Raw genomic sequence first — 23617 nt, 5'->3', positions numbered from 1 at the left:
AACTGGAGCTTAATGGCCACTTGCCCGCGACCACAAGAGAACCCTGTGGCAGCTCAGGAACATCATTTCTGTTTTTCGAAGCGGTAGAACAGGTTCGGCTCGCTGACCATGTACAGCGTGTCCACCTCGTCCATGGTCACGCCTTCGGCGCGGGGAATGGTTTTCTTCAAGCCATTAAAGCCGCCGAGCAGGGTCATGAAGCTGACCTGTTCGCCCTTCTCGTCCAGTTCCAGCAACAGGTGCGAATCGGCGGACAGTACCAGCATGTGGCCGGTGCGCGGGTCGATTGCCAGCGCCGAGAGATTGCGTATATCCAGCTCATCACTGGCCAGCTTCTGCTTGTCGCCGTTCAGAGTCTGGCTGCCATCGCTTTTCCAGGTGAACAGCGCTGGTGGGCGTTCTTCACCCAGCAGTAACTGGTGGTTGCGCGGGTCCCAGGCGATCGCTTCAAAGGCCTTGTTCTGGTCTTTCGACGGACCGAGGTCGTATTTGGGGAAATTGGCTATGTTCAGTTCACGGGTATCGGCATCGACTTTGACGATCGAGAGCATGTGCTGGCGCTCATCGACGATCGCCATCAAGCCGTTTTCCATGACGGTCAGGCCTTCCGGATTGCTCCAGCCCACCAGCGGCATTTTGCGCAGCACTTCCCCTTGCAGGGTCAGCTCGGCGAGAAACGGGTTTTTGCCCATCACTGAAAACAGGGTTTTGGTCTGCGGGTTGTAGGACAGGTCGGAGGCCTCGTCCTTTTCCATGCCCGTCAGCGGCTTGGCATCAATGACCACCCGATAGTCCGGCAGCCAGATGCTTTCTTTCTGCTCGGCCTGGCTTTCGAAGCGCTCCTGCAGCCACAGCACGCCGCGATCATCCCAATGCATGGCGAACGCCAGCGCATACGCAGCGGCAATCACCAGCAGCAGCCAGGCGTACCAGCGCAGGGCGAAACGTGAGCGGCGAGAGTTTTTGAGCTGAGCTTGAGATGACATCGAGGGACGCTTTCCGAAATTTCAGGCTATGGGTAATAGCATAAAGAGGCCGGCTAAGACGCCAGAATGAGAGGAATTATCCGTACAAGATGTGAAAAAAACGGCAAATGGCGGGATTGCCCTGCGCCATTGCGGGCACAACACCAAAAATGTCGGCTGGGCTCCTGTGGCGAGGGAGCTTGCTCCCGCTGGGGCGCGAAGCGGCCCTGCTTTTCAATTCAAAAGCCGGGGCCTGCTGCGCAGTCCAGCGGGAGCAAGCTCCCTCGCCACAGTTGCGGTGTCATCCTTAACAAAGGAAGGATGGCAGAGTTAGCGAACGCTGCTGGTGAAGCTGCTGGCGTCAACCAGTTCGAGGACGATGTCATCGCCGACATTCAGCGGGCCAACACCCACTGGCGTGCCAGTGAGGATCACATCACCGGCCTGCAGCGAGAAGCAGCCGGCCATGTGCTGAATCATCGGCACGATCGGATTGAGCATCGCGCTGCTGTTGCCGTCCTGACGCACTTCACCGTTGATGGTCAGGCGAATGCCAATGTCGGTGAGGTCCGCAAATGTGCTGCCGACCACGAACGGTGCAATCACCGCCGCGCCGTCGAACGACTTGGCGATTTCCCATGGCAGGCCCTTGGCTTTCAATTCAGCCTGCTTGTCGCGCAGGGTCAAATCCAGTGCCGGGGCGAAACCGGAGATTGCGTCGAGCACTTCTTCACGGCTCGGCTTGGTCGACAGCGGCTTGCCGATCAACACGGCGATTTCCGCTTCGTAATGCACCGAACCGCGCTCGGTCGGAATGCTGAAACCGCCTTCCAGCTCGACCACGCAACTGCCCGGCTTGATGAACAGCAGCGGTTCGGTAGGGACCGGGTTGTCCAGTTCCTTGGCGTGTTCGGCGTAATTACGGCCAATGCACACGACTTTCCCGATCGGGAAGTGGATGCGCGTGCCGTCGACATACTGGTGCTGATAGCTCATTTACCGACTCCTGCCTTCATTGATTCATCAAGGATTGCCAATCAAACCGCGAAGATCTTGCCCGGGTTCATGATGCCGTTCGGGTCGAACACCGCTTTGACCGCTTTCATGTACTCGATTTCGACCGGCGAACGGCTGTAGGTCAAGTAATCGCGTTTGGTCATGCCGACGCCGTGTTCGGCGGAGATCGAACCGTTGTACTTCTCGACGGTTTCGAACACCCACTTGTTGACGGTGGCGCACTTGGCGAAGAACTCGTCCTTGCTCAGGTTGTCCGGCTTGAGGATATTCAGGTGCAGGTTGCCGTCGCCGATGTGGCCGAACCAGACAATTTCGAAATCCGGGTAGTGTTTGCCGACGATTGCGTCGATTTCCTGCAAGAACGCCGGCACTTTCGAGACGGTGACCGAAATGTCGTTCTTGTACGGTGTCCAGTGCGAGATGGTCTCGGAAATGTACTCGCGCAGTTTCCATAGATTCTGCAGCTGCGATTCGCTCTGGCTCATCACCCCGTCCAGCACCCAGCCCTGCTCGACGCAGTGCTCGAAGGTTTCCAGCGCGCTGTTGGCCACTTCTTCGCTGGTCGCTTCGAATTCCAGCAAGGCGTAGAACGGGCAGTCGGTTTCGAACGGTGCCGGTACGTCACCACGGCCCATGACTTTGGCCAGGGCTTTATCGGAGAAGAATTCGAACGCGGTCAGGTCGAGCTTGCCCTGGAAGGCGTGCAGCACCGGCATGATCGAGTCGAAATCGGCGGTGCCAAGGACCATCGCGGTGAGGTTTTTCGGTGCACGATCCAGACGCATGGTCGCTTCGACGACGAAACCGAGGGTGCCTTCAGCGCCAATGAACAGCTGACGCAGGTCGTACCCGGTGGCGTTCTTGATCAGGTCTTTGTTCAGCTCCAGCACATCGCCCTTACCAGTGACGACTTTCATACCGGCCACCCAGTTGCGGGTCATGCCGTAGCGAATCACCTTGATCCCGCCGGCATTGGTGCCGATATTGCCGCCAATCTGGCTGGAACCGGCCGAAGCAAAGTCGACCGGGTAATACAGGCCTTTTTCTTCGGCGACGTTCTGCAAATGCTCGGTGACCACGCCCGGCTGACACACGGCGGTGCGGTCGGTGAGGTTCACGTCGAGAATCTGGTTCATGTAGTCGAACGACACGACCACTTCGCCATTCGCGGCCACCGCAGCGGCGGAAAGCCCGGTGCGCCCGCCCGATGGCACCAGCGCGACCTTGTGCGTGTTGGCCCAACGAACCACGGCCTGGACCTGCTCGATGGTTTTGGGGAACACGATGGCGCTCGGCGCCGGGGCGAAGTGCTTGGTCCAATCCTTGCCGTACGCGTTCAGGGAGTCGGCGTCGGTCAGGACCTTGCCAGGCTCGACCAGGGTCTTCAGTTCATCAATCAGGGCAGGATTGGTCATCGACAGAACTCTCGAACAATTCATGGTCATCCTGAGAACGCTTCACGTCGCAGGAATGAGTGTTTAGCGGGGCGGCTATGCTAGCATACCGACCCCGCAGGCCAGTGCCCAAGGCCAGATCTGCGGTAACGGCTTTCCTGCCGTTTGGGTCAGCTCCAGGCTGCTCCCTTCCCTGCCATTTTTCTCCGGGATACAGGTTTACGCAGATGAGCAAGACTTCTCTCGATAAGAGCAAGATCAAGTTCCTTCTTCTCGAAGGCGTCCACCAATCGGCTGTCGACGTCCTCAAGGCGGCGGGCTACACCAGCATCGAGTACCTCACGGGTTCTCTGCCGGAAGCCCAGCTCAAGGAAAAGATTGCTGACGCTCACTTCATCGGCATTCGTTCGCGCACCCAACTGACCGAAGAGATCTTCGATCACGCGAAGAAGCTGGTAGCGGTCGGCTGTTTCTGCATCGGCACCAACCAGGTTGACCTGAGTGCTGCCCGCGAGCGCGGTATCGCCGTGTTCAACGCGCCGTACTCCAACACCCGTTCGGTTGCCGAGCTGGTTCTGGCCGAAGCGATCCTGCTGCTGCGCGGCATCCCTGAGAAAAACGCTTCCTGCCACCGTGGTGGCTGGATCAAGTCTGCGGCCAACTCCTTCGAGATCCGTGGCAAGAAGCTGGGCATCGTCGGCTACGGCTCGATCGGTACTCAGCTGTCGGTTCTGGCTGAAGGCCTGGGCATGCAGGTGTTCTTCTACGACACCGTGACCAAGCTGCCGCTGGGCAACGCCACTCAGGTCGGCAACCTGACCGAGCTGCTGGGCATGTCCGACATCGTCACCCTGCACGTTCCGGAAACTGCTGCGACCCAGTGGATGATCGGCGAGAAGGAAATCCGCGCCATCAAGAAGGGCGGCATCCTGATCAACGCTGCACGCGGCACCGTGGTCGAGCTGGACGCCCTGGCCGACGCGATCAAGGACAAGCACCTGATCGGCGCGGCCATCGACGTATTCCCGGTGGAACCACGCTCCAACGACGAAGAGTTCGAAAGCCCGCTGCGTGGCCTCGACAACGTGATCCTGACCCCGCACATCGGTGGCTCGACCGCCGAAGCGCAAGCCAACATCGGTCTGGAAGTGGCAGAAAAACTGGTCAAGTACAGCGACAACGGCACCTCCGTTTCGTCGGTGAACTTCCCGGAAGTGGCCCTGCCGGCTCACCCTGGCAAGCACCGCCTGCTGCACATCCACGAGAACATCCCGGGTGTGATGAGCGAGATCAACAAGGTCTTCGCCGAAAACGGCATCAACATCTCCGGTCAGTTCCTGCAGACCAACGAGAAGGTTGGCTACGTGGTGATCGACGTCGACGCCGAGTACTCGGACCTTGCGCAAGAGAAGCTGCAGCACATCAACGGCACTATTCGTAGTCGCGTTCTGTTCTGATCCGCGTCAAGCGACAAAAAAGGGAGCCTTCGGGCTCCCTTTTTCATATCGGTGAAAAACTTATTTCACGGTCACGGTAATCTTTTCCGAAACGATTGGCGGGTCGAAAGCCATGTGGCCCTTGTCGCCCAGCTCCAGTTGCAAGGTGTGCTTGCCCGGGGTCAGTGTCAGCTCGGTTTCGGTTTGAGCTTTGCCAAAGTGGATATGGTTGGCGTCGACCGGAATGACCTGGCCTGCGGGAATCGTACTCTTGGCATCGACAAGCAAATGGTGGTGACCGGTGTTTGCGGTGACGTCACCCGCCGGTGCCAGCGCGATACCTTTGACTTCAAACTTGACCTTGAATGTCTTGTCCACAACGGCGCCACTGCTCGGCTCGACGATACTGACTGAAGCACCCGCCGGCGCCGGCGTCGCAGCGCTGGCCATCATCGAAGCACCCAACAGCAGGCCCGCCAAAGCGGCACGTGACATGAATGTTTTCATTCTCTTCTCCAGTTTTTCCGTAAAATCCGCACGGTCATGACAACTTCATGACCTTTCGTTGTCGAAGGCACTCGACAACCATAGCAAAGCGAGCCTGAATCAGAGCGTCGCGATAATGATTTCAAAGGAGTGACCATGCGTTTTCTGCCTGGCCTGATCTGCCTGCTACCCCTTTTGAGCCCTTTGGCTCACGCCGAACTGATTGATGACGTCAACGACCGTGGCGAGTTGCGCATAGCCCTTGAGGCTAATACACCGCCCTTCAATTTCAAGGATGGCGACACACTCACGGGGTTCGAGGTCGAGCTGGGGCAACTGCTGGCCAACGAGCTCGATGTGCGTGCCGACTTTATCGTCACCGACGAGGGCGATCTGCTCCAGGGCGTTGAAAGCGGCAAATACGACGTCGCGCTCAACCACATAGCACTGACACCTGAACTCAAGGATCGTTTCGACTTCAGCGAGCCTTACGGCAAGGTTGATTCGCAACTGCTGGCGAAAAAGGATGAGCAACCACGGCCGATGGTGCTGGTGCAGGCGTTGACTGAAGAGAAGCCGCCGGTGAGTGCCCCGGTGGAATTGGCGATTCCGTTTCAGAAGGGTAATCCGGCGTTTCAGGCCAGCCTTGCGAGCGCGATGCAGCGGATCAAGGCAGATGGGCGACTGGCGGCGCTGTCGGCGAAATGGTTCCCCAAACCCGAGTGAACACAAAACCCTGTAGGAGTGAGCCTGCTCGCGATGGCGTCAGGTCAGTCGACATAATTGTTAACTGACACACCGCTATCGCGAGCAGGCTCACTCCTACATGGGATATGCGGTTTGTTTTTAGTCCAGTTGTGTCAGGGCTGTTGCAGCCTGAGGCAATTCGAGTTCGCTGAAAACCTGCACGCCATGGCGCTTGAGCAGCGCAGCCGTCACGCCTTCGCCGGAGACTTTCACTCCACTGAACGTGCCGTCATACGTGAGCAGATTGCCGCACGACGGGCTATTGGCCTTGAGCACCGCCACCCGAATACCGTGCTTGCGCACCAACTCCAGCGCCTGCCGAGCACCATCCAGAAACTGCGCGCTGACATCCTCGCCATCGGTGGTAATCACAGCGGCAACGCCATCGAGCACTTCACCACCCTGCCCGCCCGGGATTTCCGCTGCGGCACGAGGTGTCGGCAAACCACCCGCGACTTCCGGACATAACGGCACCACCCGTCCTTCGACAATCCACTGTTCGAGCAAATCGAACGGCCCGCTGGCTCCGCCGTCATAACGCACGCGATGGCCCAACAGGCAGCGGCTGACCAGAATCTTTTCCATCATCAGAACGGCTCGTTGCCACGGCGGCGGAACCAACCGGTCAGCGACAGGCGTTCACGATTGGCCGGCAGCACTTCATGCGGTACTTCGCCGGAGAGAAACACCACCAGACAACCGCCAGTAGGCTGCACGTCATGCACGCGCTCATCGCTCAGGTACATGCGCAACTGACCACCGTCCTCCGGCAGCCAGCCATCGTTGAGGTAGACCACCACCGAAACCATGCGCTTGTCATCGTCGCGGAAACGGTCGACATGCCTGCGATAAAACGCACCCGGCGGGTACAGGGCGAAATGGCATTCAAAGTCTTCAAGGCCGAGGAACAAGCCCCGGTTGAGTGCCTCACGCAGGCTGTTCATCAGGTTCAGATAACGGTCGCTGGCCTCGGCCTGACCGGGATCGATCCACTGGATATGGTCGCCGCGAATACCTTCACGAATCTCTGAAAACGGCCCACGGCCAACCGCCGCCGGCGCCAGTTCACCCTCGGCCTCACGTTTGCGGCACTCGGCCGCCAGCTCGCGGGTCAAACCGGCGGGCAGGAAAATGTTCTGCTGCGACCAGCCGTGTTCGGCCAGGTCGTCGACAATGCGTAACAGCAGCGGGTGTTCAGAGGATATTTGCATGGCGCGCATAGTATGTCGGCGGCAAGAAATCCGACAGAGCCACGCGGCGGCGGGATACGAATTCTCGACAAGTACCGGCACCGCACGGAGAATAGTCCGCTGCTGACAGGAGTCCCTATGCGCCGTTTGCTTTTTTCACTGTTGATGTTCTGTGTTTTGCCCGCCTGGGCGGACGGCCACGATCAGCTGTACAAGGTCGCCGGCTGGCCAGATCAACGTGCGCATTTCAATGACGCCCTGAGTGCCGCGCAGCAGCGCTATCAAAGCAGCCTGCCGCCCGCCGTGTTTCAAGCGCTGGTGAACAACAGCAATCAGCGCTTTGCCCCACAGGCCATGGATCAACGTGCCGAAGCACAACTGCGGCAGAACCTCGCTGATCCGAAGCCGGCCCTGTCGTTCTTTCAATCGCCGCTGGGCAAGAAAATCGTCGCGGCTGAATTACTCGCGACCCGCCGCGATCAACTGGCAAAAAATGCCAAGGGCTTGCCGAAGATGCCGGCCAGCGACAGCCGCCTGCTGATCATTGGTCACCTCGCCCAGGCTCTGCCTGCCCGCGAGGCTGGCGCCGAAGTCAGTCTGGCGATTGCCGGCGTGGCGGCGGACAGTTTGAGTTCGATGATCCCCGGCCTGCTCGGTGGCGGTCAGGCGCAAGGCATGTTGAACGGCCAGCGTCAGCGCTTGATGGACCAGATTGGCGCGGACATGAACAACACCCTGCTCTACGTGTATCGCGACCTGTCGGATGAAGAGCTGGAAGAGTTCGCGACGTTTGCCGAATCGACCGAGGGCAAGGCTTATTACCAGGCGGCGCTGGCAGCGATCCGCGCAGGCCTAGCGGTAGGGCAGTGATTTTTAGCGCCTGACCGGCCGCCTTCGCGAGCAGGCTCGCTCCCACAGGGATTCGGGATGCTCACAAGTTTTATATCCTCTGAAGATCCAATGTGGGAGCGAGCCTGCTCGCGAAGAGGCCCTCACAGACGCTAGAGATTTCTGCCCCTGATCCGCTTGCTCAAAAACTCGAAATACTCCTCGCGCATCTCCGCCGTCTCATTGGCCAGGTGATGCCGCGCCTCGGGCAGCAGCAAGATCTGCGGCCGATCGAACTTCCACTTCAATACCTGCAAATTGTGCTGCCAGTCGACCGTCATGTCCGCCTGCCCCTGAATGATCAGCGGCCGTCGCGGACTTTTTTTCGCGTATTCCACGCGGTTGATCCAGCGTGAAAGCGCCCCGACCCATGCCGTCGGCAAGCGCTTGGGCTGCAACGGATCGGCCAGCAGAAACGGCAGGAAATCCGGGTCATTGGAATTCTCGCTGAAGCGCCGGGCGATGCCCCGCACGAACGGTCTGAGCAGGTAGTAACTCAGCTGCGACCAGCCCCACGCCCGCGGCCGCACCAGCGGCGACAACAAGATCAACTGCCCCTGCGCCGGGCTGTTCTCGCCATGATTGAGCACATGATCGACCACGATCGCCCCGCCGGTACTTTGCCCGCACAAGTGCCACGGCTGAGGTAGCGCAATCGAATTCGCTTCGGCGAACAAGGCTTGCAGCGCGTCCTGATATTCGGAGAAGTCACGGATGCTCGCTCGCGGCCCACTCGACAGACCATGCCCCGGCAAGTCGCAGGCGATCACGGCAAAATCCTGGTCCAGCGCCCACTCGATCACATGCCGATAGAGCCCGGTGTGATCGTAGAAACCGTGCAGCAGAAACAGCGTGCCCTTGACCTTCTCCGGCCACCAACAATGGCTGACCAGTTCGTAACCGTCCACGGCAAACCGCCCCATGCCGCGCCAGACATCGCGCTCGGGGAAGTCGGTTTTATAGAACCGCTGATAGGCCTTGGCCTCCTCCGACAACGCCTGCCACTCGGCCAGAGGCTTGAGGCTGGCGCGGATTTGATCGGGGTCGAAAGTGGCAGGCATGAGGCAATTCCAGAACAGTAAACAGACTTTATCGGCCTGCGATATTCATCTGTCGCGGCAAGCATGGCAAGCTAGCCCACCTCCTCGGGATCGAAAACCATGCGTTCGCCCTACCGCACCGCACTGTTTGCCAGCCTGCTCGCGCTTGTGTGTGCCGGCGTGCTGTGGACCGCGTACGACTGGTTTCAGGGGCGATACCTGCGGGCGTTCAGCGAACACACAGCAGTGTTTTCCGGTGATCCGTTGCGCCTGCCGGACAACCTCGCCGGCCCCGGCAGCATCCGCCTCGTCCACTTCTGGGACCCGGCCTGCCCGTGCAACGTCGGCAATCAGCAGCACCTGACCGAGATGGTCGAGCAGTACAGCGGCAAAGGCGTGGAATTTTTTGCCGTGCAGAGAGCAGGCAGCCACGGCCAGTTGCCCGCCACGCTCAGCGCCCTGAAAACCATCACGGTGTTGCCCGGTTCCGAGCAGGTCCCGGCCAGCCCGGCTGTGGCGATCTGGGACCGCAGCGGCAAACTGGCGTACTTCGGCCCTTACAGCGAAGGCCTGACCTGCAACTCCAGTAACAGTTTTATCGAACCGATCCTCAATGCCCTGACGGATGATCGCCCGGTGAATGCCACACACACCCTGGCGGTCGGCTGTTACTGCCCGTGGCCGGTAGAAACGAAGTAAGGCATTCCGGACTTTTCAAGGACAGCGATGCACGGCACAGAAGGTCTGTGCTAATTGTTTGCAGCCCGACGGGCGGCAATCCCGCATGCACAAGGAGTCACCATGAAGCGCGTGTTCACCGTTCTTGCCTTGCTCATCGTTGTCCTGCTCGCCGGCGCCGGCTGGTATGTCTACAGCAAGCAGCCGTCCCGCCAGGGCCAGGTCGAACTGCGCAACCTGCAGGGTTCGGTGACCGTGCGCTACGACGAGCGCGGCGTGCCGCACATCCGCGCCGAGAACGAAACCGACCTCTACCGCGCCCTTGGCTATGTGCATGCGCAGGATCGGCTGTTTCAAATGGAAGCCATGCGCCGCCTCGCCCGTGGCGAACTGGCCGAAGTGCTCGGGCCGAAACTGCTCGACACCGACAAACTGTTCCGCAGCCTGCGCATCCGTGAGCGCGCCGCCAGTTATGTCGCCCGCCTCGACAAGCAGTCACCGGCGTGGAAGGGCCTGCAAGCCTATCTGGATGGCATCAACCAATATCAGGACACTCACGCCGCACCGGTCGAGTTCGACGTGCTGGGCATCCCCAAGCGGCCGTTCACTGCCGAAGACAGCATCAGCGTCGCCGGTTACATGGCTTACAGCTTTGCCGCCGCGTTCCGCACCGAGCCGTTGCTGACTTACGTGCGCGATCAACTCGGCGTCGATTACCTCAATGTCTTCGATCTCGACTGGCAGCCCAAAGGTGTGTTGGCGAAGAGTCGCGCCAACCCGACTCCGGCGCTTGCCGCCGGCGACTGGAAAGACCTCAACGCCCTCGCCCGCCTCAGCGAACAGGCGCTGATCGACAACGGTCTGCCGCAGTTCGAAGGCAGCAACGCCTGGGTCATCGCGGGCAGTCGCAGCCAGAGTGGCAAACCGCTGCTGGCCGGTGATCCGCACATTCGTTTCTCGGTGCCGTCCGTGTGGTACGAGGCGCAGTTGTCGGCGCCGGGCTTCGAACTCTACGGCCATCATCAGGCGCTGGTGCCGTTCGCATTTCTGGGGCACAACCTGGATTTCGGCTGGAGCCTGACCATGTTCCAGAACGACGACCTGGACCTGATCGCCGAGAAGGTCAATCCGGACAATCCCAATCAGGTTTGGTATCGCGGCCAGTGGACCGACATGGTCAGCACGGAGCAGCAGATCAATGTGAAGGGCCAGGCGCCGGTGACGCTCACCCTGCGTCAGTCGCCGCATGGTCCGATCGTCAACGATGCGCTTGGCACTGCCGCCGGCAAGACGCCGATTGCGATGTGGTGGGCGTTCCTCGAAACACCGAACCCGATTCTTGAAGGTTTCTATCAGCTCAACCGCGCCGACACGTTGGCCAAGGCCCGCGCGGCGGCGGCCAAGGTGCAGGCGCCGGGGCTGAACCTGGTTTACGCCAATGCCAAGGGTGATATCGCCTGGTGGGCTTCGGCGCTGCTGCCCAAGCGTCCGGCCGGGGTGAAGCCGGGCTTCATTCTCGACGGCAGCACTAATCAGGCGGACAAGGACGGTTATTACCCGTTCAGCGCCAATCCACAGGAAGAAAACCCGGCACGTGGCTACATCGTCTCGGCCAATTTTCAGCCGGTTTCGCCGACCGGCATGGAGATTCCCGGCTACTACAACCTCGCCGATCGCGGCCAGCAACTCAATCGCCAACTCAGCGACAAGAGCGTCAAGTGGACCAACGAGGCCAACCAGAAACTGCAACTCGGCACCGCCACCGGTTACGGCCCGCGACTGCTGGCGCCATTGCTGCCGGTGCTGCGTGAAGTGGTCAGTGACCCGGCGCAGCTGAAACTGGTGGAGCAACTGGCGCAGTGGCCAGGCGATTATCCGCTGGATTCGGTCAGTGCAACCGTATTCAACCAGTTCCTCTACGACTTGGCCGATGCGGCGATGCGCGATGAATTGGGTAACGATTTTTTCGAGACGCTGTTGTCGACGCGGGTGATCGATTCGGCACTGCCACGGCTGGCGGCGAACGCTGATTCACCGTGGTGGGACAACCGCAACACGCCGAACAAAGAGACCCGCGCCGATGTCGTGCGTACAGCGTGGCAGGCAAGCATCAAGCACCTGAAACTGACCCTTGGCGACGATGTGGCGGGTTGGCAATGGGGCACGGCGCATACGCTGACCCACGGGCATCCGCTGGGGCAACAGAAGCCGCTGGACCGGATTTTCAACGTCGGACCGTTCGCGGCACCAGGCAGTCATGAAGTGCCGAACAACCTCTCGGCGAAAATCGGCCCGGCGCCATGGCCGGTGACTTACGGGCCTTCAACGCGGCGTCTGGTGGATTTCGCCGACCCGGCGCACAGCTTGACGATCAATCCGGTCGGACAGAGCGGCGTGCCGTTCGACAGCCATTACGACGATCAAGCTGAGGCGTATGTCGACGGGATGTATGTGCAGGCGCATTTCAGCGAGGAAGAAGTGACGGCGAATACCCGCAGCACCCTCAAGCTGTTGCCGGCGCGGGCTGCGCAATAGTTTTTGGTTTTCCGGGCTGACGCCTTCGCGAGCAGGCTCGCTCCCACATTTGGAATGCATTCCCCTGTGGGAGCGAGCCTGCTCGCGAAAGGGCCATCAGCAACACCTTAAATCTCAGAGCATCACCGCAAAATTCAGCCGAAACTGCTGCGGTGTCACGCCCAACCGACGGTTGAACACCCCGCGCATATGCTGTGCATCACGAAACCCGCACTGATACGCCACGGTCTTCAGCGGTGCCTGGGTGCTTTCCAGCATCACCCGCGCCGCATCCACCCGCGCCCGTTCGACGAACTCCGCCGGGGTGACCTTGGCTTCCCGGGCAAACACCCGAGAGAAATTGCGCGCACTCATGTTCGCCGCATTGGCCAGATCGGCAATGGTCAGATCCCCGGTGAGATTGGCCAACACATACAACTGCACCATCGCCACCGCCGACGTCGGCTCTGCGTGCGGCGTCAGGAACGGGCTGAACTGCGACTGCCCACCAGAACGCTGAGTGAACACCACCAGCCGTTTTGCAACGCTCAGCGCCACCTCAGCACCGTGATCACGGGCCAGCAAGTACAACGACAGATCAATCCCCGCCGTCACCCCGGCCGAGGTGTAGAGCGCACCGTCCTCGACGTACAAACGATCCGCGTCGACCTGCGTCGACGGATACAACAGCGCCAAGGCCTCGGCATCGTTCCAGTGAGTCGTCACCGTGCGGCCTTCAAGCAACCCCGCACGCGCCAACATGAACGCGCCGTTGCAGATCGAGCCGAAACGCTTTGCGCGGGCGCAGGCTTCACGCAGCCAGGTGTCGAAGGACTTGCCGAAACTCATGAATGGCAGCTGCGGCCCGCCGGCGACCAGTAACAGGTCAAAGGCGTCCGGCACTTCGCTGAAATGACGATGGGCGTTCAGTACCAGACCGTTGGAGCAGGCCATCGGGCCATGCTCGACGCCAATCACCTCCAGCCGATAGTGATCCTCGGGCGCGAGAAAACGATTGGCCTCTGCAAACACATCCATGGGACCGGTGACGTCCAGCGACTGCACGCCGGGGAATACCACGATGGCAACGGTTTTGTTCATAAGCCTCCAAGCAATCTTTGTGGCGAGGGAGCTTGCTCCCGCTGGGCTGCGCAGCAGTCCCGAAACCATTCAACCGGTTTGTGTCAGTCAAGCCACGGACGCCGGATTTACGACTGCTGCGCAGCCGAGCGGGAGCAAGCTCCCTCGCCACAATGGATTGTTATCCAGGCTCCGGGGTCAGTTGGCACGATTTGCAGGTGGATTGGCAAGGATCGCAACCATGCGTTGATTGTTCGGTATCTGCGTCGGGAACAGACTTTCCCCATCAGCGCCGACCCGGCGTTTCGACGAGGAAATCTCCCATGAGCACCACCATCGCCGGTATCAAAATCCCCGACAGCGCCCTCGCACGGGCTACCACCGAATACATCCGTGACATCGAATCCGACCTGCTCTATCACCACTCGCGCCGGGTGTTTCTGTTCGGTGCGCTGAGCGGCGAGCGTCAGCAACTGACCTACGATCCGGAGCTGCTGTACGTCGGCGCGATGTTTCATGACCTCGGTCTGGTCGAAGGTTATCGCAGTGACGACGAGCGTTTTGAAGTCGATGGTGCCAACGCTGCAGCGGCTTTTCTGAAACCGTATGGCTTGAGCGATGACGACATCGAACAGGTCTGGTTGTCGATTGCCCTGCACACCACCCCGGGCGTGCCGAAGCATCTGCGCCCGACCGTGGCACTGGTAACCGCCGGTGTCGAGATGGACGTATTGGGCATGGATTACGCAGCGTTCAGCACGGTGCAGCGCGAAGCGGTGGTGCATGCGCACCCGCGTGGGGAGGGTTTCAAGGAATGCATTATCTGCGCATTTGCCGATGGCTTGCGTCATCGTCCGCAGACCACATTCGGCAATGTGAAGACCGATGTGCTGAAGGATCAGCAGCCTGGGTTCAAGCCGATGAACTTCGTCGAAGTCATCCGCAAGTCCCCCTGGACTGCCTAAATCCAACTGTGGAATGGGTCCTGTGGCGAGGGGATTTATCCCCGATGGGTTGCGAAGCAACCCCTCTCTTGATCCAAAAAGCAGGGGCCTGCTGCGCGGTCCATCGGGGATAAATCCCCTCACCACAGAAACCCATTCCAGCATTGGATTCGGGTTGGCCTCGATACTGAGACCAACCCGATTGGCTTACGCCGCTTCCGGCGCCGGTGCGCGACGCACGTCCGGCTGCTTCCACGAATCGGCAGCGCTTTCTTCGATGGCTTGCTGGATGGCTTTCTTGCGGGCTTCTTCGGCACGGCGGCTGAAGAACCAGACCATGAAGGTCACAATCGACACGGCCAGCAGAATCAGACTCGCCACCGCGTTGATCTCAGGCTTCACGCCCAGACGCACCGCCGAGAACACTTCCATCGGCAGGGTCGTCGAACCCGGGCCGGAGACGAAGCTCGCCAGTACCAGGTCGTCCAGCGACAGGGCGAACGACATCATGCCGCCCGCCGCCAGCGACGGCGCGATCATCGGGATGGTGATCAGGAAGAACACCTTCCACGGCCGCGCACCGAGGTCCATCGCCGCTTCTTCGATCGACAGGTCCAGTTCACGCAGACGCGCCGACACCACCACCGCCACGTACGCCGCACAGAACGTCGTGTGGGCGATCCAGATGGTGACAATGCCACGTTCCTGCGGCCAGCCGATCATCTGCGCCATGGCCACGAACAGCAGCAACAGCGACAGACCGGTGATCACTTCCGGCATCACCAGCGGCGCTGTCACCAGGCCGCCAAACAGCGTGCGGCCCTTGAAGTGGGTGATGCGGGTCAGCACGAATGCCGCCAGCGTGCCCAGAGCCACCGCCGCAACGGCGGTGTAGCAGGCGATTTCCAGCGAACGCACCACCGAGCCCATCAGTTGCGTGTTGTCGAGCAGGCCGACGTACCACTTGATCGACCAGCCGCCCCACACCGTCACCAGCTTCGAGGCGTTAAACGAGTAGATCACCAAAATCAGCATCGGCAGATAAATAAACAACAAACCCAGGACCAGCATCAGGCTGGAGAAACGGATGCGCTTCATTCTTTACCCTCCATTTCCTTGGCCTGACTGCGGTTGAACAGGATGATCGGCACAATCAGGATCGCCAGCATCACCACTGCCAGGGCAGACGCCACCGGCCAGTCGCGGTTGTTGAAGAATTCTTGCCAGAGCACTTTACCGATCATCAGGGTTTCCGGACCGCCGAGCAGTTCCGGGATCACGAACTCGCCCACCACCGGAATGAACACCAGCATGCAACCCGCGATGATGCCGTTCTTGGACAGTGGGATGGTGATTTTCCAAAAGCTGTTGAAGGTGCTCGATCCGAGGTCGGAAGCGGCTTCCAGCAGGCTGTGATCGTGCTTCACCAGGTTGGCGTACAGCGGCAGGATCATGAACGGCAGGTACGAATAGACCACACCGATGTACACCGCGAGGTTGGTGTTGAGGATCTGCAGCGGCTCGTCGATAAAGCCCATGCTCATCAGGAAACCGTTGAGCAGGCCGTTGTTGCTGAGGATGCCCATCCACGCGTAAACGCGGATCAGGATCGCGGTCCAGGTCGGCATCATGATCAGCAGCACCAGTACCGTTTGCAGCTCTTTACGGGCGCTGGCGATGGCGTAGGCCATCGGGTAGCCGATCACCAGGCAGAGAATGGTGCTGATCAGCGCCATCTTCAGCGAGCCGAGGTAGGCGGCGATGTACAACTCGTCGTCGCCGAGCATCGCGTAGTTGCCCAGGTTCAGCAGCAGTTGCAGCTTCTGCTCGGCAAACGTGTAGATCTCGGTGTACGGCGGGATGGCTACGTCGGCTTCGGCGAAGCTGATCTTCAGAACGATGAAGAACGGCAGCATGAAGAACAGGAACAGCCAGATGAACGGGACCCCGATGACCAGTTGGCGGCCACCGGGAATTATTCGATTGAGGCGGCGTTTGAATTTGCGCATGTTCATGAGCGAAGTACCACGCCGCTGGGCGTTGGCCACGAACGACTGCACCAGTTTGCCGCTCGGCAATTCGACGTAGAACACCGAGTGTCCGCCGAGGTAGGCAATGTCATGCACCTTGCCGCTCGACCAGTTGTATTCGCAGGTCGGTTGATCGGCGGTGACCAGCAACTTCTCCGGACGGATCGCGTAGGTCACGGACTTGTCTTGCACCGAAGTGCTGATGCCGTGGCCAACGTAGATCTGCCGGTCGAGGTCCTTGCAGGTGATAGTCGCGTGGCCTTCGGCGTCGTCGATCACTTCGCCTTCGAAGATGTTCACGTTGCCGATGAATTCGCAGACCAGACGGCTGGTCGGGGTTTCGTAGATGTCGATCGGGCTGCCGATCTGGGCGCAGCCCAGGTGCATGATCGCGATGCGCTCGGCCATGGTCATGGCCTCTTCCTGGTCGTGCGTCACCATCACGCAGGTCACACCCACGCGCTCGATGATCTCGACCAGTTCCAGCTGCATCTGCGAACGCAGTTTCTTGTCCAGTGCACCCATCGGTTCGTCGAGCAGCAGTAGTTTCGGCCGTTTGGCCAGCGAGCGGGCCAGCGCCACACGCTGACGCTGACCGCCGGACAGTTGATGCGGCTTGCGCTTGGCGTACTGACTCATCTGCACCAGTTTGAGCATCTCGGCCACGCGGGCGTCGACCTCGGCCTTGGGAATCTTGTCCTGTTGCAGGCCGAACGCGATGTTCTGCGCCACGGTCATGTGCGGGAACAAGGCGTACGACTGGAACATCATGTTGATCGGTCGCTCGTACGGCGGCATGTCGGTGATGTCGACGCCGTCGAGGACAATGCGCCCCTCCGTGGGCCGTTCGAACCCTGCCAGCATCCGCAGCAGAGTGGACTTGCCCGATCCCGAACCGCCGAGCAGGGCGAAGATCTCGCCCTTCTTGATTTCCAGGGACACATCGTCCACGGCAATCGTCTCGTCGAACTTCTTCGTGACCCGGTCGATTTTGACCAACACCTGTTTAGGTGTCTGGTCGCCCTCGAGGGCTTTCTTATAGGCGCCGGAGGCAACTGCCATTTACGAAACTCCCAACAAAATTGCAGTTCGCCCACGCAAGACGAACCCAGGATAGTTTTAGCGTTATTTGCCCGACTTGACCTTGGTCCAGCTACGGGTCATCAAACGCTGAATATTGGGTGGCAACTCGACCGACACGTAAGTCTTGTCGAGGACTGCTTGCGGTGGATAAACCGCTTCGTCGGTGCGAATGGACTGCTCCATCAGCTTGTCCGAACCCGGGTTGGGGTTGGCGTAACCGACGTAATCACTGACCTGGGCGATCACCTCAGGTTTCAGCAAATAGTTGATGAAGGCGTGGGCCTCTTTGACGTTGGACGAGTCCTTCGGAATCGCCAGCATGTCGAACCACAGTGCGCCGCCTTCTTTTGGAATCGAATAGGCGATGTTCACGCCTTTCTTGGCTTCCTCGGCGCGGTGCTTGGCCTGGAAGATGTCACCGGAGAAACCGATGGCCACGCAGATGTCGCCGTTGGCCAGGTCGCCGATGTATTTGGACGAGTGGAAGTAGGTCACGTAAGGACGCACCGCGAGCAACTTGTCGGTGGCCTTGGCGTAATCCTTGGGATCGGTGCTGTTGGCGTTCAGGCCCATATAGTTGAGCACGGTCGGCATCATTTCATCGGCCGAATCGAGGAATGCTACGCCGCAGCTGTGCAGCTTCTTGATGTTCTCGGGTTCGAACAGCACGCTCCAGGAATCGATCTTGTCGATACCGAGCACAGCCTTGACCTTGTCGACGTTGTAACCGATGCCGTTGGTGCCCCACAGGTACGGCACGGCGTACAGGTTGCCCGGATCGTTCTGTTCCAGACGCTTGAGCAGCACCGGGTCGAGATTGGAATAGTTCGGCAGTTGCGACTTGTCGAGCTTCTGGAACGCACCCGCCTTGATCTGTTTTCCGAGGAAGTGGTTCGACGGCACGACCACGTCGTAACCGGTACGCCCGGCGAGCAATTTGCCTTCCAGGGTTTCGTTGCTGTCGAACACGTCGTAGACCGGTTTGATCCCGGTGGCTTTCTGGAAGTCCGCCAGGGTGGTCTCGCCGATGTAATCCGACCAGTTATAAATATGCACCGTACCGGCGGCCTGGGCTCCGACAGCAATCGTCAGGCCGGCAGTGGCCAGCAGGGCTTTGCGCAAAGAAGAAAAAATAGGCAAGTGGAGGTCCTCTAAATTAGTTGGGCCCAAGTTGCCCCGCGCTGCATGACAGCCATGACTGCCCGGCAACAAAACCGGCGCGCAACTTACCCTCGAAAAACCGTTCCAGCAAAACTTTCTGTCATTTAATTGCACCGCTGGCCGCCCAGGCGAAGGCGACGGCCAACGGTTGCTGCGTCAAACCGGTTTATTTACCGGATTTGATTTTGGTCCAGCTGCGAGTCATTTCACGCTGGGTGGCCGCTGGCAGATCGGCGATCGCATACAACTTGGCCTGCACGTCGGCTGGCGGGTAGATGCCTGGATCGCTGGTGATGTCTTTCTCTACCAGAGGGGTTGCAGCAGCGTTGCCGTTCGGGAAGCGTACGGCGTTGGTGATGCCGGCCATGACTTCAGGCTTCTGCAGGAAGGTCATGAACTTGTAGGCGCCTTCAACGTTTTCGGCATCTTTAGGGATGGCGACCATGTCGAAGAAGCTGCCAGCGCCTTCCTTCGGAATGGCGTAGCTGACTTTGACCTTGTCACCAGCCTCGGCGGCACGCGACTTGGCTTGCTGCACGTCACCCGAGTAGCCGACCGCTACGCAGATGTTGCCGTTGGCCAGGTCCGAGATGTACTTGGAGGAGTGGAAGTAGGTGATCGAAGGACGAATCTTGAGGAACAGTTCCTCGGCTTTCTTGATGTCTTCTTTCTTCTGGCTGTCGGTTGGCAGGCCCAGGTAGTGCAGTGCGACCGGAAGCATTTCGGTCGGCGAATCGAGGAAGCTCACACCGCAGCCCTTGAGCTTGGCGATGTTCTCCGGCTTGAGCAGCACGTCCCACGAATCGATGGTGTCAACGCCCAGCGCAGCCTTGACCTTCTCCGCGTTGTAGCCGATGCCGATCGAGCCCCACATGTACGGGAAGGCGTGTTTGTTGCCCGGGTCGCTGACCGACACGGCCTTGAGCAGATCCTGGTTCAGGTTCTTCCAGTTAGGCAGCTTGGACTGATCCAGCTCCTGGTAAACGCCAGCCTTGATCTGCTTGGCCAGGAAGTTGTTCGATGGCACGACCACGTCATAGCCGGACTTGCCTGCCAGCAGTTTGGCTTCCAGGGTTTCGTTGCTGTCGAATACGTCGTAGACGACCTTGATCCCCGACTCTTTCTCGAAGTTGGCGATGGTGTCCGGAGCGATGTAGTCAGACCAGTTGTAGACGTGCAACACCTTGTCGTCCGCGTGAACCGCACCCGCCATCATGCCCGCGACGGACAGGGCGAGCAGAGTCTTGCCAGCAAGCTTTTTACCTAATGCCTTCATGCGTCATGCTCCAAATTTTTCTTTTTTGAACCACATTGTTCAGCGGCCGAACCCGGACAACTGGAACCGCGGCTAGTCTGGCAAGATCCGAGGCGGTCTTTCAAGGAAAGACCAGCCTTTCTGACAGCTTTGAGCGAGTGCGCCGCAGCTCCCCCGCCCAAAGCCTAGCACTTAGCCCTGCAACGCACTGAGGGTCAGGTCCAGACACTTGCGTGCCTTTGTAACCAGCTCATCAATCTCCGCTTTGCTGATCACCAGCGGCGGCGCGATGATCATGGTGTCGCCCACAGCGCGCATGATCAGCCCGTTGTCGAAGCAGAACTGGCGGCAGATCATGCCGACACCCTTGCCTTCGTAACGCTTGCGAGTGGCCTTGTCCTGTACCAGCTCGATTGCGCCCAGCAGACCGACCCCGCGCACTTCACCCACCAACGGGTGATCGTTCAGCTCGCGCAGACGTTTCTGCAAATACGGTGCCGTTTCGTTGTGCGCGTTCTCGATAATTTTCTCGTCACGCAGAATGCGGATGTTTTCCAGACCCACCGCTGCCGCCACCGGGTGACCGGAGTAGGTGAAGCCGTGGTTGAAGTCGCCGCCTTCGTTGAGCACCTTCACCACTTCGTCGCGCACGATCAGGCCACCCATCGGGATGTAGCCGGAGGTCAGGCCTTTGGCGATGGTCATCATGTCGGGTTTGAGGTCGTAGAAATCGCTGCCGAACCACTGGCCGGTACGGCCGAAACCGCAGATCACTTCGTCAGCGACAAAGAGGATGTCGTACTTGGCGAGGATTTCCTTGATGCGCGGCCAGTAGGTGTCTGGCGGAATGATCACGCCGCCGGCGCCCTGGATCGGCTCGGCAATAAAGGCACCGACGTTGTCGACGCCGACTTCGAGAATCTTTTCTTCCAGCTGATTGGCCGCCCAGATGCCGAACTCTTCCGGGGACATGTCGCCGCCTTCGGCGAACCAGTACGGCTGCGCAATGTGGACGATGCCCGGTATCGGCAAGTCGCCCTGCTCGTGCATATAGGTCATGCCGCCGAGGCTCGCGCCGGCCACGGTGGAACCGTGATAACCGTTCTTGCGGCTGATGATGACTTTCTTGTTCGGCTGGCCCTTGATCGCCCAGTAGTGGCGAACCATACGCAGCATGGTGTCGTTGCCTTCGGAACCGGAACCGGTGAAGAAGACGTGGTTCATGCCTTCCGGTGCGACGTCGGCGATAGCCTTGGCCAGTTCGAGTGCCGGCGGGTGGGCGGTCTGGAAGAACAGGTTGTAATAAGGCAGTTCGCGCATCTGTTTAGCGGCAGCGTCAGCCAGTTCGTCACGACCGTAACCGATGGCCACGCACCACAGACCGGCCATGCCGTCGAGGATCTTGTTGCCTTCGCTGTCCCACAGGTAAACGCCCTTGGCGTTGGTGATGATCCGCGGGCCTTTCTCTTTCAGCTGCTTGAAGTCGCTGAACGGGGCCAGGTGATGATCATTGCTGAGTGCTTGCCACTCGCGGGTTTGCGGGTTGTTGCTGGTCATGCCAATTCTCCTTGTTATCGGTGAAGGCGCGGCTTGCGAGGGCCGCGCCCGGCGTATCAGACGGCGAAGAGCAGGTACTCACGCTCCCACGAACTGATCACGCGCTTGAAGTTTTCATGCTCGGCCCGCTTGACCGCGACGTAGCCAGTGATGAAAGTTTTGCCCAGGTATTTCTCGATGGTCGCGCTGTTTTCCATACGCTCCAGCGCATCTTCGATGGTCAGCGGCAGGCGCAGGTTGCGGCGCTCGTAACCACGACCGACCACTGGCGCGCTCGGGTTGAGGCCTTCAACCATGCCGATGTAACCGCAGAGCAGGCTCGCGGCAATCGCCAGGTACGGGTTGGCGTCGGCGCCCGGCAGGCGGTTTTCCACCCGACGGTTCTGCGGGCCGGCATCCGGTACGCGCAGGCCCACGGTGCGGTTTTCTTCGCCCCACTCCACGTTCACTGGTGCCGAGGTGTCCGGCAGGAAGCGGCGGAACGAGTTGACGTTCGGAGCGAACAGCGGCAGCAATTCCGGGATCAGTTTCTGCAGGCCACCGATGTGGTGCAGGAACAACTGGCTCATGGTCCCGTCTTCATTGGAGAAGACGTTTTTGCCGGTTTCGATGTCGATGATGCTCTGGTGCAAGTGCATGGCACTGCCCGGCTCGCCAGTCATCGGCTTGGCCATAAAGGTCGCGGCCACGTCGTGCTTCAGCGCGGCTTCACGCATGGTGCGTTTGAACACCAGAATCTGGTCGGCCAGCGACAGGGCGTCGCCGTGACGGAAGTTGATTTCCATCTGCGCCGTGCCGTCCTCGTGGATAAGCGTGTCGAGATCCAGTTCCTGCAATTCGCACCAGTCGTAGACGTCTTCGAACAGCGGGTCGAATTCGTTCGCCGCTTCGATAGAGAACGACTGACGACCGATTTCCGGACGGCCCGAGCGGCCGATTGGCGGCTGCAACGGATAGTCAGGGTCGTCACTGCGCTTGGTCAGGTAAAACTCCATCTCCGGCGCCACAATCGGCTGCCAGCCCTTGTCGGCGTAGAGCTTGAGTACCTTCTTGAGGACGTTGCGCGGCGACAGCTCGATCGGGTTGCCTTGCTTGTCGTAGGTGTCGTGGATCACCTGAGCGGTTGGCTCGATGGCCCATGGCACCATGTACACGGCGTTCTGGTCGGGGCGGCAGATCATGTCGATGTCGGCCGGATCGAGCAGCTCGTAATAGATGTCGTCTTCGACGTAGTCGCCGGTCACAGTCTGCAACAGAACACTCTCTGGCAGGCGCATGCCTTTTTCGGCGATGAACTTGTTGGTCGGCGAGATCTTGCCCCGGGTGATACCGGTCAAGTCGGCGATCATGCATTCGACTTCTGTGATCTTGTGGTCTTTCAACCAATCGGTGAGCTGGTCGAGGTTGTTACTCATAAATGCCTCTGGGCTGAGTCTCCTGACGCAATGTCAGGCAAAGTTTGACGCTTGCGCGTCGCGTTATAAGGGGGCTTGCTCGCGCAGTGCCGGCTTATGCCTGGCACCGCGCATAGACAATGAAAGAGGAGCTTACCTGCCCTTTACGCTGGCGTTGCATTTCCTGTGCACAATCCAGGCGTGCAGAATCGTGAGCACGAGTGGCCAAGCGGCGCAGGCTTTGAGGAAGAAAGAGATCTATATTGGAGGGAAACGCCATAAACAGAATGCTTTGCCGAACGTCCAGAATATCGGACGCTGCCGTTTTAGCTGCCATGGACGAAGGTATCGTCGGCAAGCCGGGAGCCATGCCGGCTGCGCTACGGACGGATTTGTCGCCACTGATGTGATGAGCATGCAGACCGGACTGTTGCGAGCAGTCGGTGACGCCGATTATCGGCAGGCGAGACATGAAGCACCCCGGTATTATTGCTGTTATGGGTTTGATCCGAGCTTAGCCTTGTTCATTTTTTTACACAACACCCCCGTAAAAAATACAACACGGCCTGCTCAAGCCCGCGGGTGCCAAGTGTCCCAAGGACAAAAAACCGCCCCAAAGTGCCCCATAAATGCCCTCACAGCGCTTTTTTAGGGCAAAAAAGGCCTCGCTTGACTTCGGCAGGCCGTTCGGGTTGACTGAAACCAGAAAAGATCAATGATTGATATTTTTAACAACAAAGGTGTTGCATCATGTCGGT

General features: G+C 59.5%; 20 protein-coding genes and 2 pseudogenes. 6 read left to right on the top strand and 16 right to left on the bottom strand.

Annotated features, from left to right (window positions below; genetic code table 11):
- Positions 1 to 62 precede the first annotated feature (62 nt).
- The 3 genes from ACIOWE_RS26540 to ACIOWE_RS26530 all read right to left on the bottom strand — a co-directional run bounded on the left by ACIOWE_RS26540 (position 63) and on the right by ACIOWE_RS26530 (position 3397).
- Entirely contained in the window at positions 63 to 986 is a 924-nt protein-coding gene (locus tag ACIOWE_RS26540; protein WP_401397649.1) for an SdiA-regulated domain-containing protein, read from the bottom strand.
- Positions 987 to 1295: 309 nt separating this feature from the next.
- Positions 1296 to 1961 (bottom strand): fumarylacetoacetate hydrolase family protein, encoded by a 666-nt coding sequence (locus ACIOWE_RS26535; RefSeq protein ID WP_401397646.1) that lies wholly within the window; start codon positions 1959 to 1961, stop codon positions 1296 to 1298.
- 41 nt (positions 1962 to 2002) lie between these two features.
- Positions 2003 to 3397, bottom strand: coding sequence for an FAD-binding oxidoreductase (locus ACIOWE_RS26530; RefSeq protein ID WP_401397643.1), 1395 nt, complete (start codon positions 3395 to 3397; stop codon positions 2003 to 2005).
- A gap of 206 nt (positions 3398 to 3603) precedes the next feature.
- Between ACIOWE_RS26530 and serA the strand changes: the two genes are divergently transcribed.
- Positions 3604 to 4833, top strand: a complete 1230-nt coding sequence (serA, locus tag ACIOWE_RS26525) for a phosphoglycerate dehydrogenase (protein WP_201236393.1) — start codon at positions 3604 to 3606, stop codon at positions 4831 to 4833.
- A gap of 60 nt (positions 4834 to 4893) precedes the next feature.
- Here serA and ACIOWE_RS26520 read toward each other — a convergent pair whose 3' ends face one another.
- Positions 4894 to 5319 (bottom strand): DUF4399 domain-containing protein, encoded by a 426-nt coding sequence (locus ACIOWE_RS26520; protein ID WP_401397640.1) that lies wholly within the window; start codon positions 5317 to 5319, stop codon positions 4894 to 4896.
- 135 nt (positions 5320 to 5454) lie between these two features.
- On the opposite strand from ACIOWE_RS26520, the gene ACIOWE_RS26515 reads away from it, so the two are divergent.
- Positions 5455 to 6024: a transporter substrate-binding domain-containing protein gene (locus ACIOWE_RS26515; protein WP_201236391.1), complete on the top strand. Its 570-nt coding sequence runs from the start codon at positions 5455 to 5457 to the stop codon at positions 6022 to 6024.
- A 120-nt stretch (positions 6025 to 6144) separates the two neighbouring features.
- On the opposite strand, the gene ACIOWE_RS26510 is transcribed toward ACIOWE_RS26515, so the two are convergent.
- Both ACIOWE_RS26510 and ACIOWE_RS26505 read right to left on the bottom strand, forming a co-directional pair.
- Positions 6145 to 6630 (bottom strand): DUF523 domain-containing protein, encoded by a 486-nt coding sequence (locus ACIOWE_RS26510; RefSeq protein ID WP_401397666.1) that lies wholly within the window; start codon positions 6628 to 6630, stop codon positions 6145 to 6147.
- Positions 6631 to 6632: 2 nt separating this feature from the next.
- The gene (locus ACIOWE_RS26505) at positions 6633 to 7265 is read right to left on the bottom strand and encodes a 2OG-Fe(II) oxygenase (RefSeq protein ID WP_401397637.1); all 633 of its coding nucleotides are present in this window, start codon (positions 7263 to 7265) and stop codon (positions 6633 to 6635) included.
- A 108-nt stretch (positions 7266 to 7373) separates the two neighbouring features.
- Here ACIOWE_RS26505 and ACIOWE_RS26500 point away from each other — a divergent pair, with 108 nt between their 5' ends.
- On the top strand, positions 7374 to 8105 hold the full coding sequence (locus ACIOWE_RS26500; protein ID WP_401397634.1) for a DUF2059 domain-containing protein: 732 nt from the start codon (positions 7374 to 7376) through the stop codon (positions 8103 to 8105).
- A 131-nt stretch (positions 8106 to 8236) separates the two neighbouring features.
- Here ACIOWE_RS26500 and ACIOWE_RS26495 read toward each other — a convergent pair whose 3' ends face one another.
- A complete protein-coding gene (locus ACIOWE_RS26495) occupies positions 8237 to 9184 on the bottom strand; it encodes an alpha/beta hydrolase (RefSeq protein ID WP_201236388.1) in 948 nt (315 codons plus the stop codon).
- A 99-nt stretch (positions 9185 to 9283) separates the two neighbouring features.
- On the opposite strand from ACIOWE_RS26495, the gene ACIOWE_RS26490 reads away from it, so the two are divergent.
- Positions 9284 to 9862, top strand: a complete 579-nt coding sequence (locus tag ACIOWE_RS26490) for a DUF6436 domain-containing protein (RefSeq protein ID WP_401397630.1) — start codon at positions 9284 to 9286, stop codon at positions 9860 to 9862.
- 102 nt (positions 9863 to 9964) lie between these two features.
- Positions 9965 to 12376 carry a penicillin acylase family protein gene (locus ACIOWE_RS26485; RefSeq protein ID WP_401397628.1) on the top strand — a complete coding sequence of 804 codons (2412 nt, stop codon included), beginning with the start codon at positions 9965 to 9967 and terminating at the stop codon, positions 12374 to 12376.
- A 114-nt stretch (positions 12377 to 12490) separates the two neighbouring features.
- Here the strand turns inward: ACIOWE_RS26485 and ACIOWE_RS26480 are convergent, their stop codons facing one another.
- Positions 12491 to 13456 carry a GlxA family transcriptional regulator gene (locus ACIOWE_RS26480; protein ID WP_401397626.1) on the bottom strand — a complete coding sequence of 322 codons (966 nt, stop codon included), beginning with the start codon at positions 13454 to 13456 and terminating at the stop codon, positions 12491 to 12493.
- A 302-nt stretch (positions 13457 to 13758) separates the two neighbouring features.
- On the opposite strand from ACIOWE_RS26480, the gene ACIOWE_RS26475 reads away from it, so the two are divergent.
- The gene (locus ACIOWE_RS26475; RefSeq protein ID WP_401397623.1) at positions 13759 to 14400 is read left to right on the top strand and encodes an HD domain-containing protein; all 642 of its coding nucleotides are present in this window, start codon (positions 13759 to 13761) and stop codon (positions 14398 to 14400) included.
- 186 nt (positions 14401 to 14586) lie between these two features.
- On the opposite strand, the gene ACIOWE_RS26470 is transcribed toward ACIOWE_RS26475, so the two are convergent.
- The 8 genes and pseudogenes from ACIOWE_RS26470 to ACIOWE_RS26435 form a co-directional block, all read right to left on the bottom strand.
- Positions 14587 to 15477, bottom strand: a complete 891-nt coding sequence (locus tag ACIOWE_RS26470) for an ABC transporter permease subunit (protein ID WP_103307430.1) — start codon at positions 15475 to 15477, stop codon at positions 14587 to 14589.
- Positions 15474 to 16076: pseudogene (locus tag ACIOWE_RS26465) on the bottom strand (ABC transporter permease subunit); the annotation flags it as partial. The gene ACIOWE_RS26470 and the pseudogene ACIOWE_RS26465, both read right to left, overlap by 4 nt.
- 333 nt (positions 16077 to 16409) lie before the next feature.
- A pseudogene (locus ACIOWE_RS26460) lies at positions 16410 to 17471 on the bottom strand (ABC transporter ATP-binding protein); the annotation flags it as partial.
- Between the two features lie 63 nt (positions 17472 to 17534).
- Positions 17535 to 18632 carry a polyamine ABC transporter substrate-binding protein gene (locus ACIOWE_RS26455; RefSeq protein WP_166221639.1) on the bottom strand — a complete coding sequence of 366 codons (1098 nt, stop codon included), beginning with the start codon at positions 18630 to 18632 and terminating at the stop codon, positions 17535 to 17537.
- 187 nt (positions 18633 to 18819) lie between these two features.
- Positions 18820 to 19929, bottom strand: a complete 1110-nt coding sequence (locus ACIOWE_RS26450; RefSeq protein ID WP_401397619.1) for a polyamine ABC transporter substrate-binding protein — start codon at positions 19927 to 19929, stop codon at positions 18820 to 18822.
- A gap of 171 nt (positions 19930 to 20100) precedes the next feature.
- A complete protein-coding gene (locus ACIOWE_RS26445; protein WP_201236381.1) occupies positions 20101 to 21465 on the bottom strand; it encodes an aspartate aminotransferase family protein in 1365 nt (454 codons plus the stop codon).
- 56 nt (positions 21466 to 21521) lie between these two features.
- Positions 21522 to 22880: a glutamine synthetase family protein gene (locus tag ACIOWE_RS26440; protein WP_007913846.1), complete on the bottom strand. Its 1359-nt coding sequence runs from the start codon at positions 22878 to 22880 to the stop codon at positions 21522 to 21524.
- 94 nt (positions 22881 to 22974) lie between these two features.
- On the bottom strand, positions 22975 to 23331 hold the full coding sequence (locus ACIOWE_RS26435) for a glutamine amidotransferase (RefSeq protein WP_401397616.1): 357 nt from the start codon (positions 23329 to 23331) through the stop codon (positions 22975 to 22977).
- Between the last annotated feature and the right edge of the window lie 286 nt (positions 23332 to 23617).

This window comes from Pseudomonas sp. NPDC087598 (assembly GCF_044743525.1).
Taxonomy (GTDB): domain Bacteria; phylum Pseudomonadota; class Gammaproteobacteria; order Pseudomonadales; family Pseudomonadaceae; genus Aquipseudomonas.
Note: the sequence above shows the minus strand (reverse complement) of the source record. Positions and strands in the feature narration are given on the sequence as shown.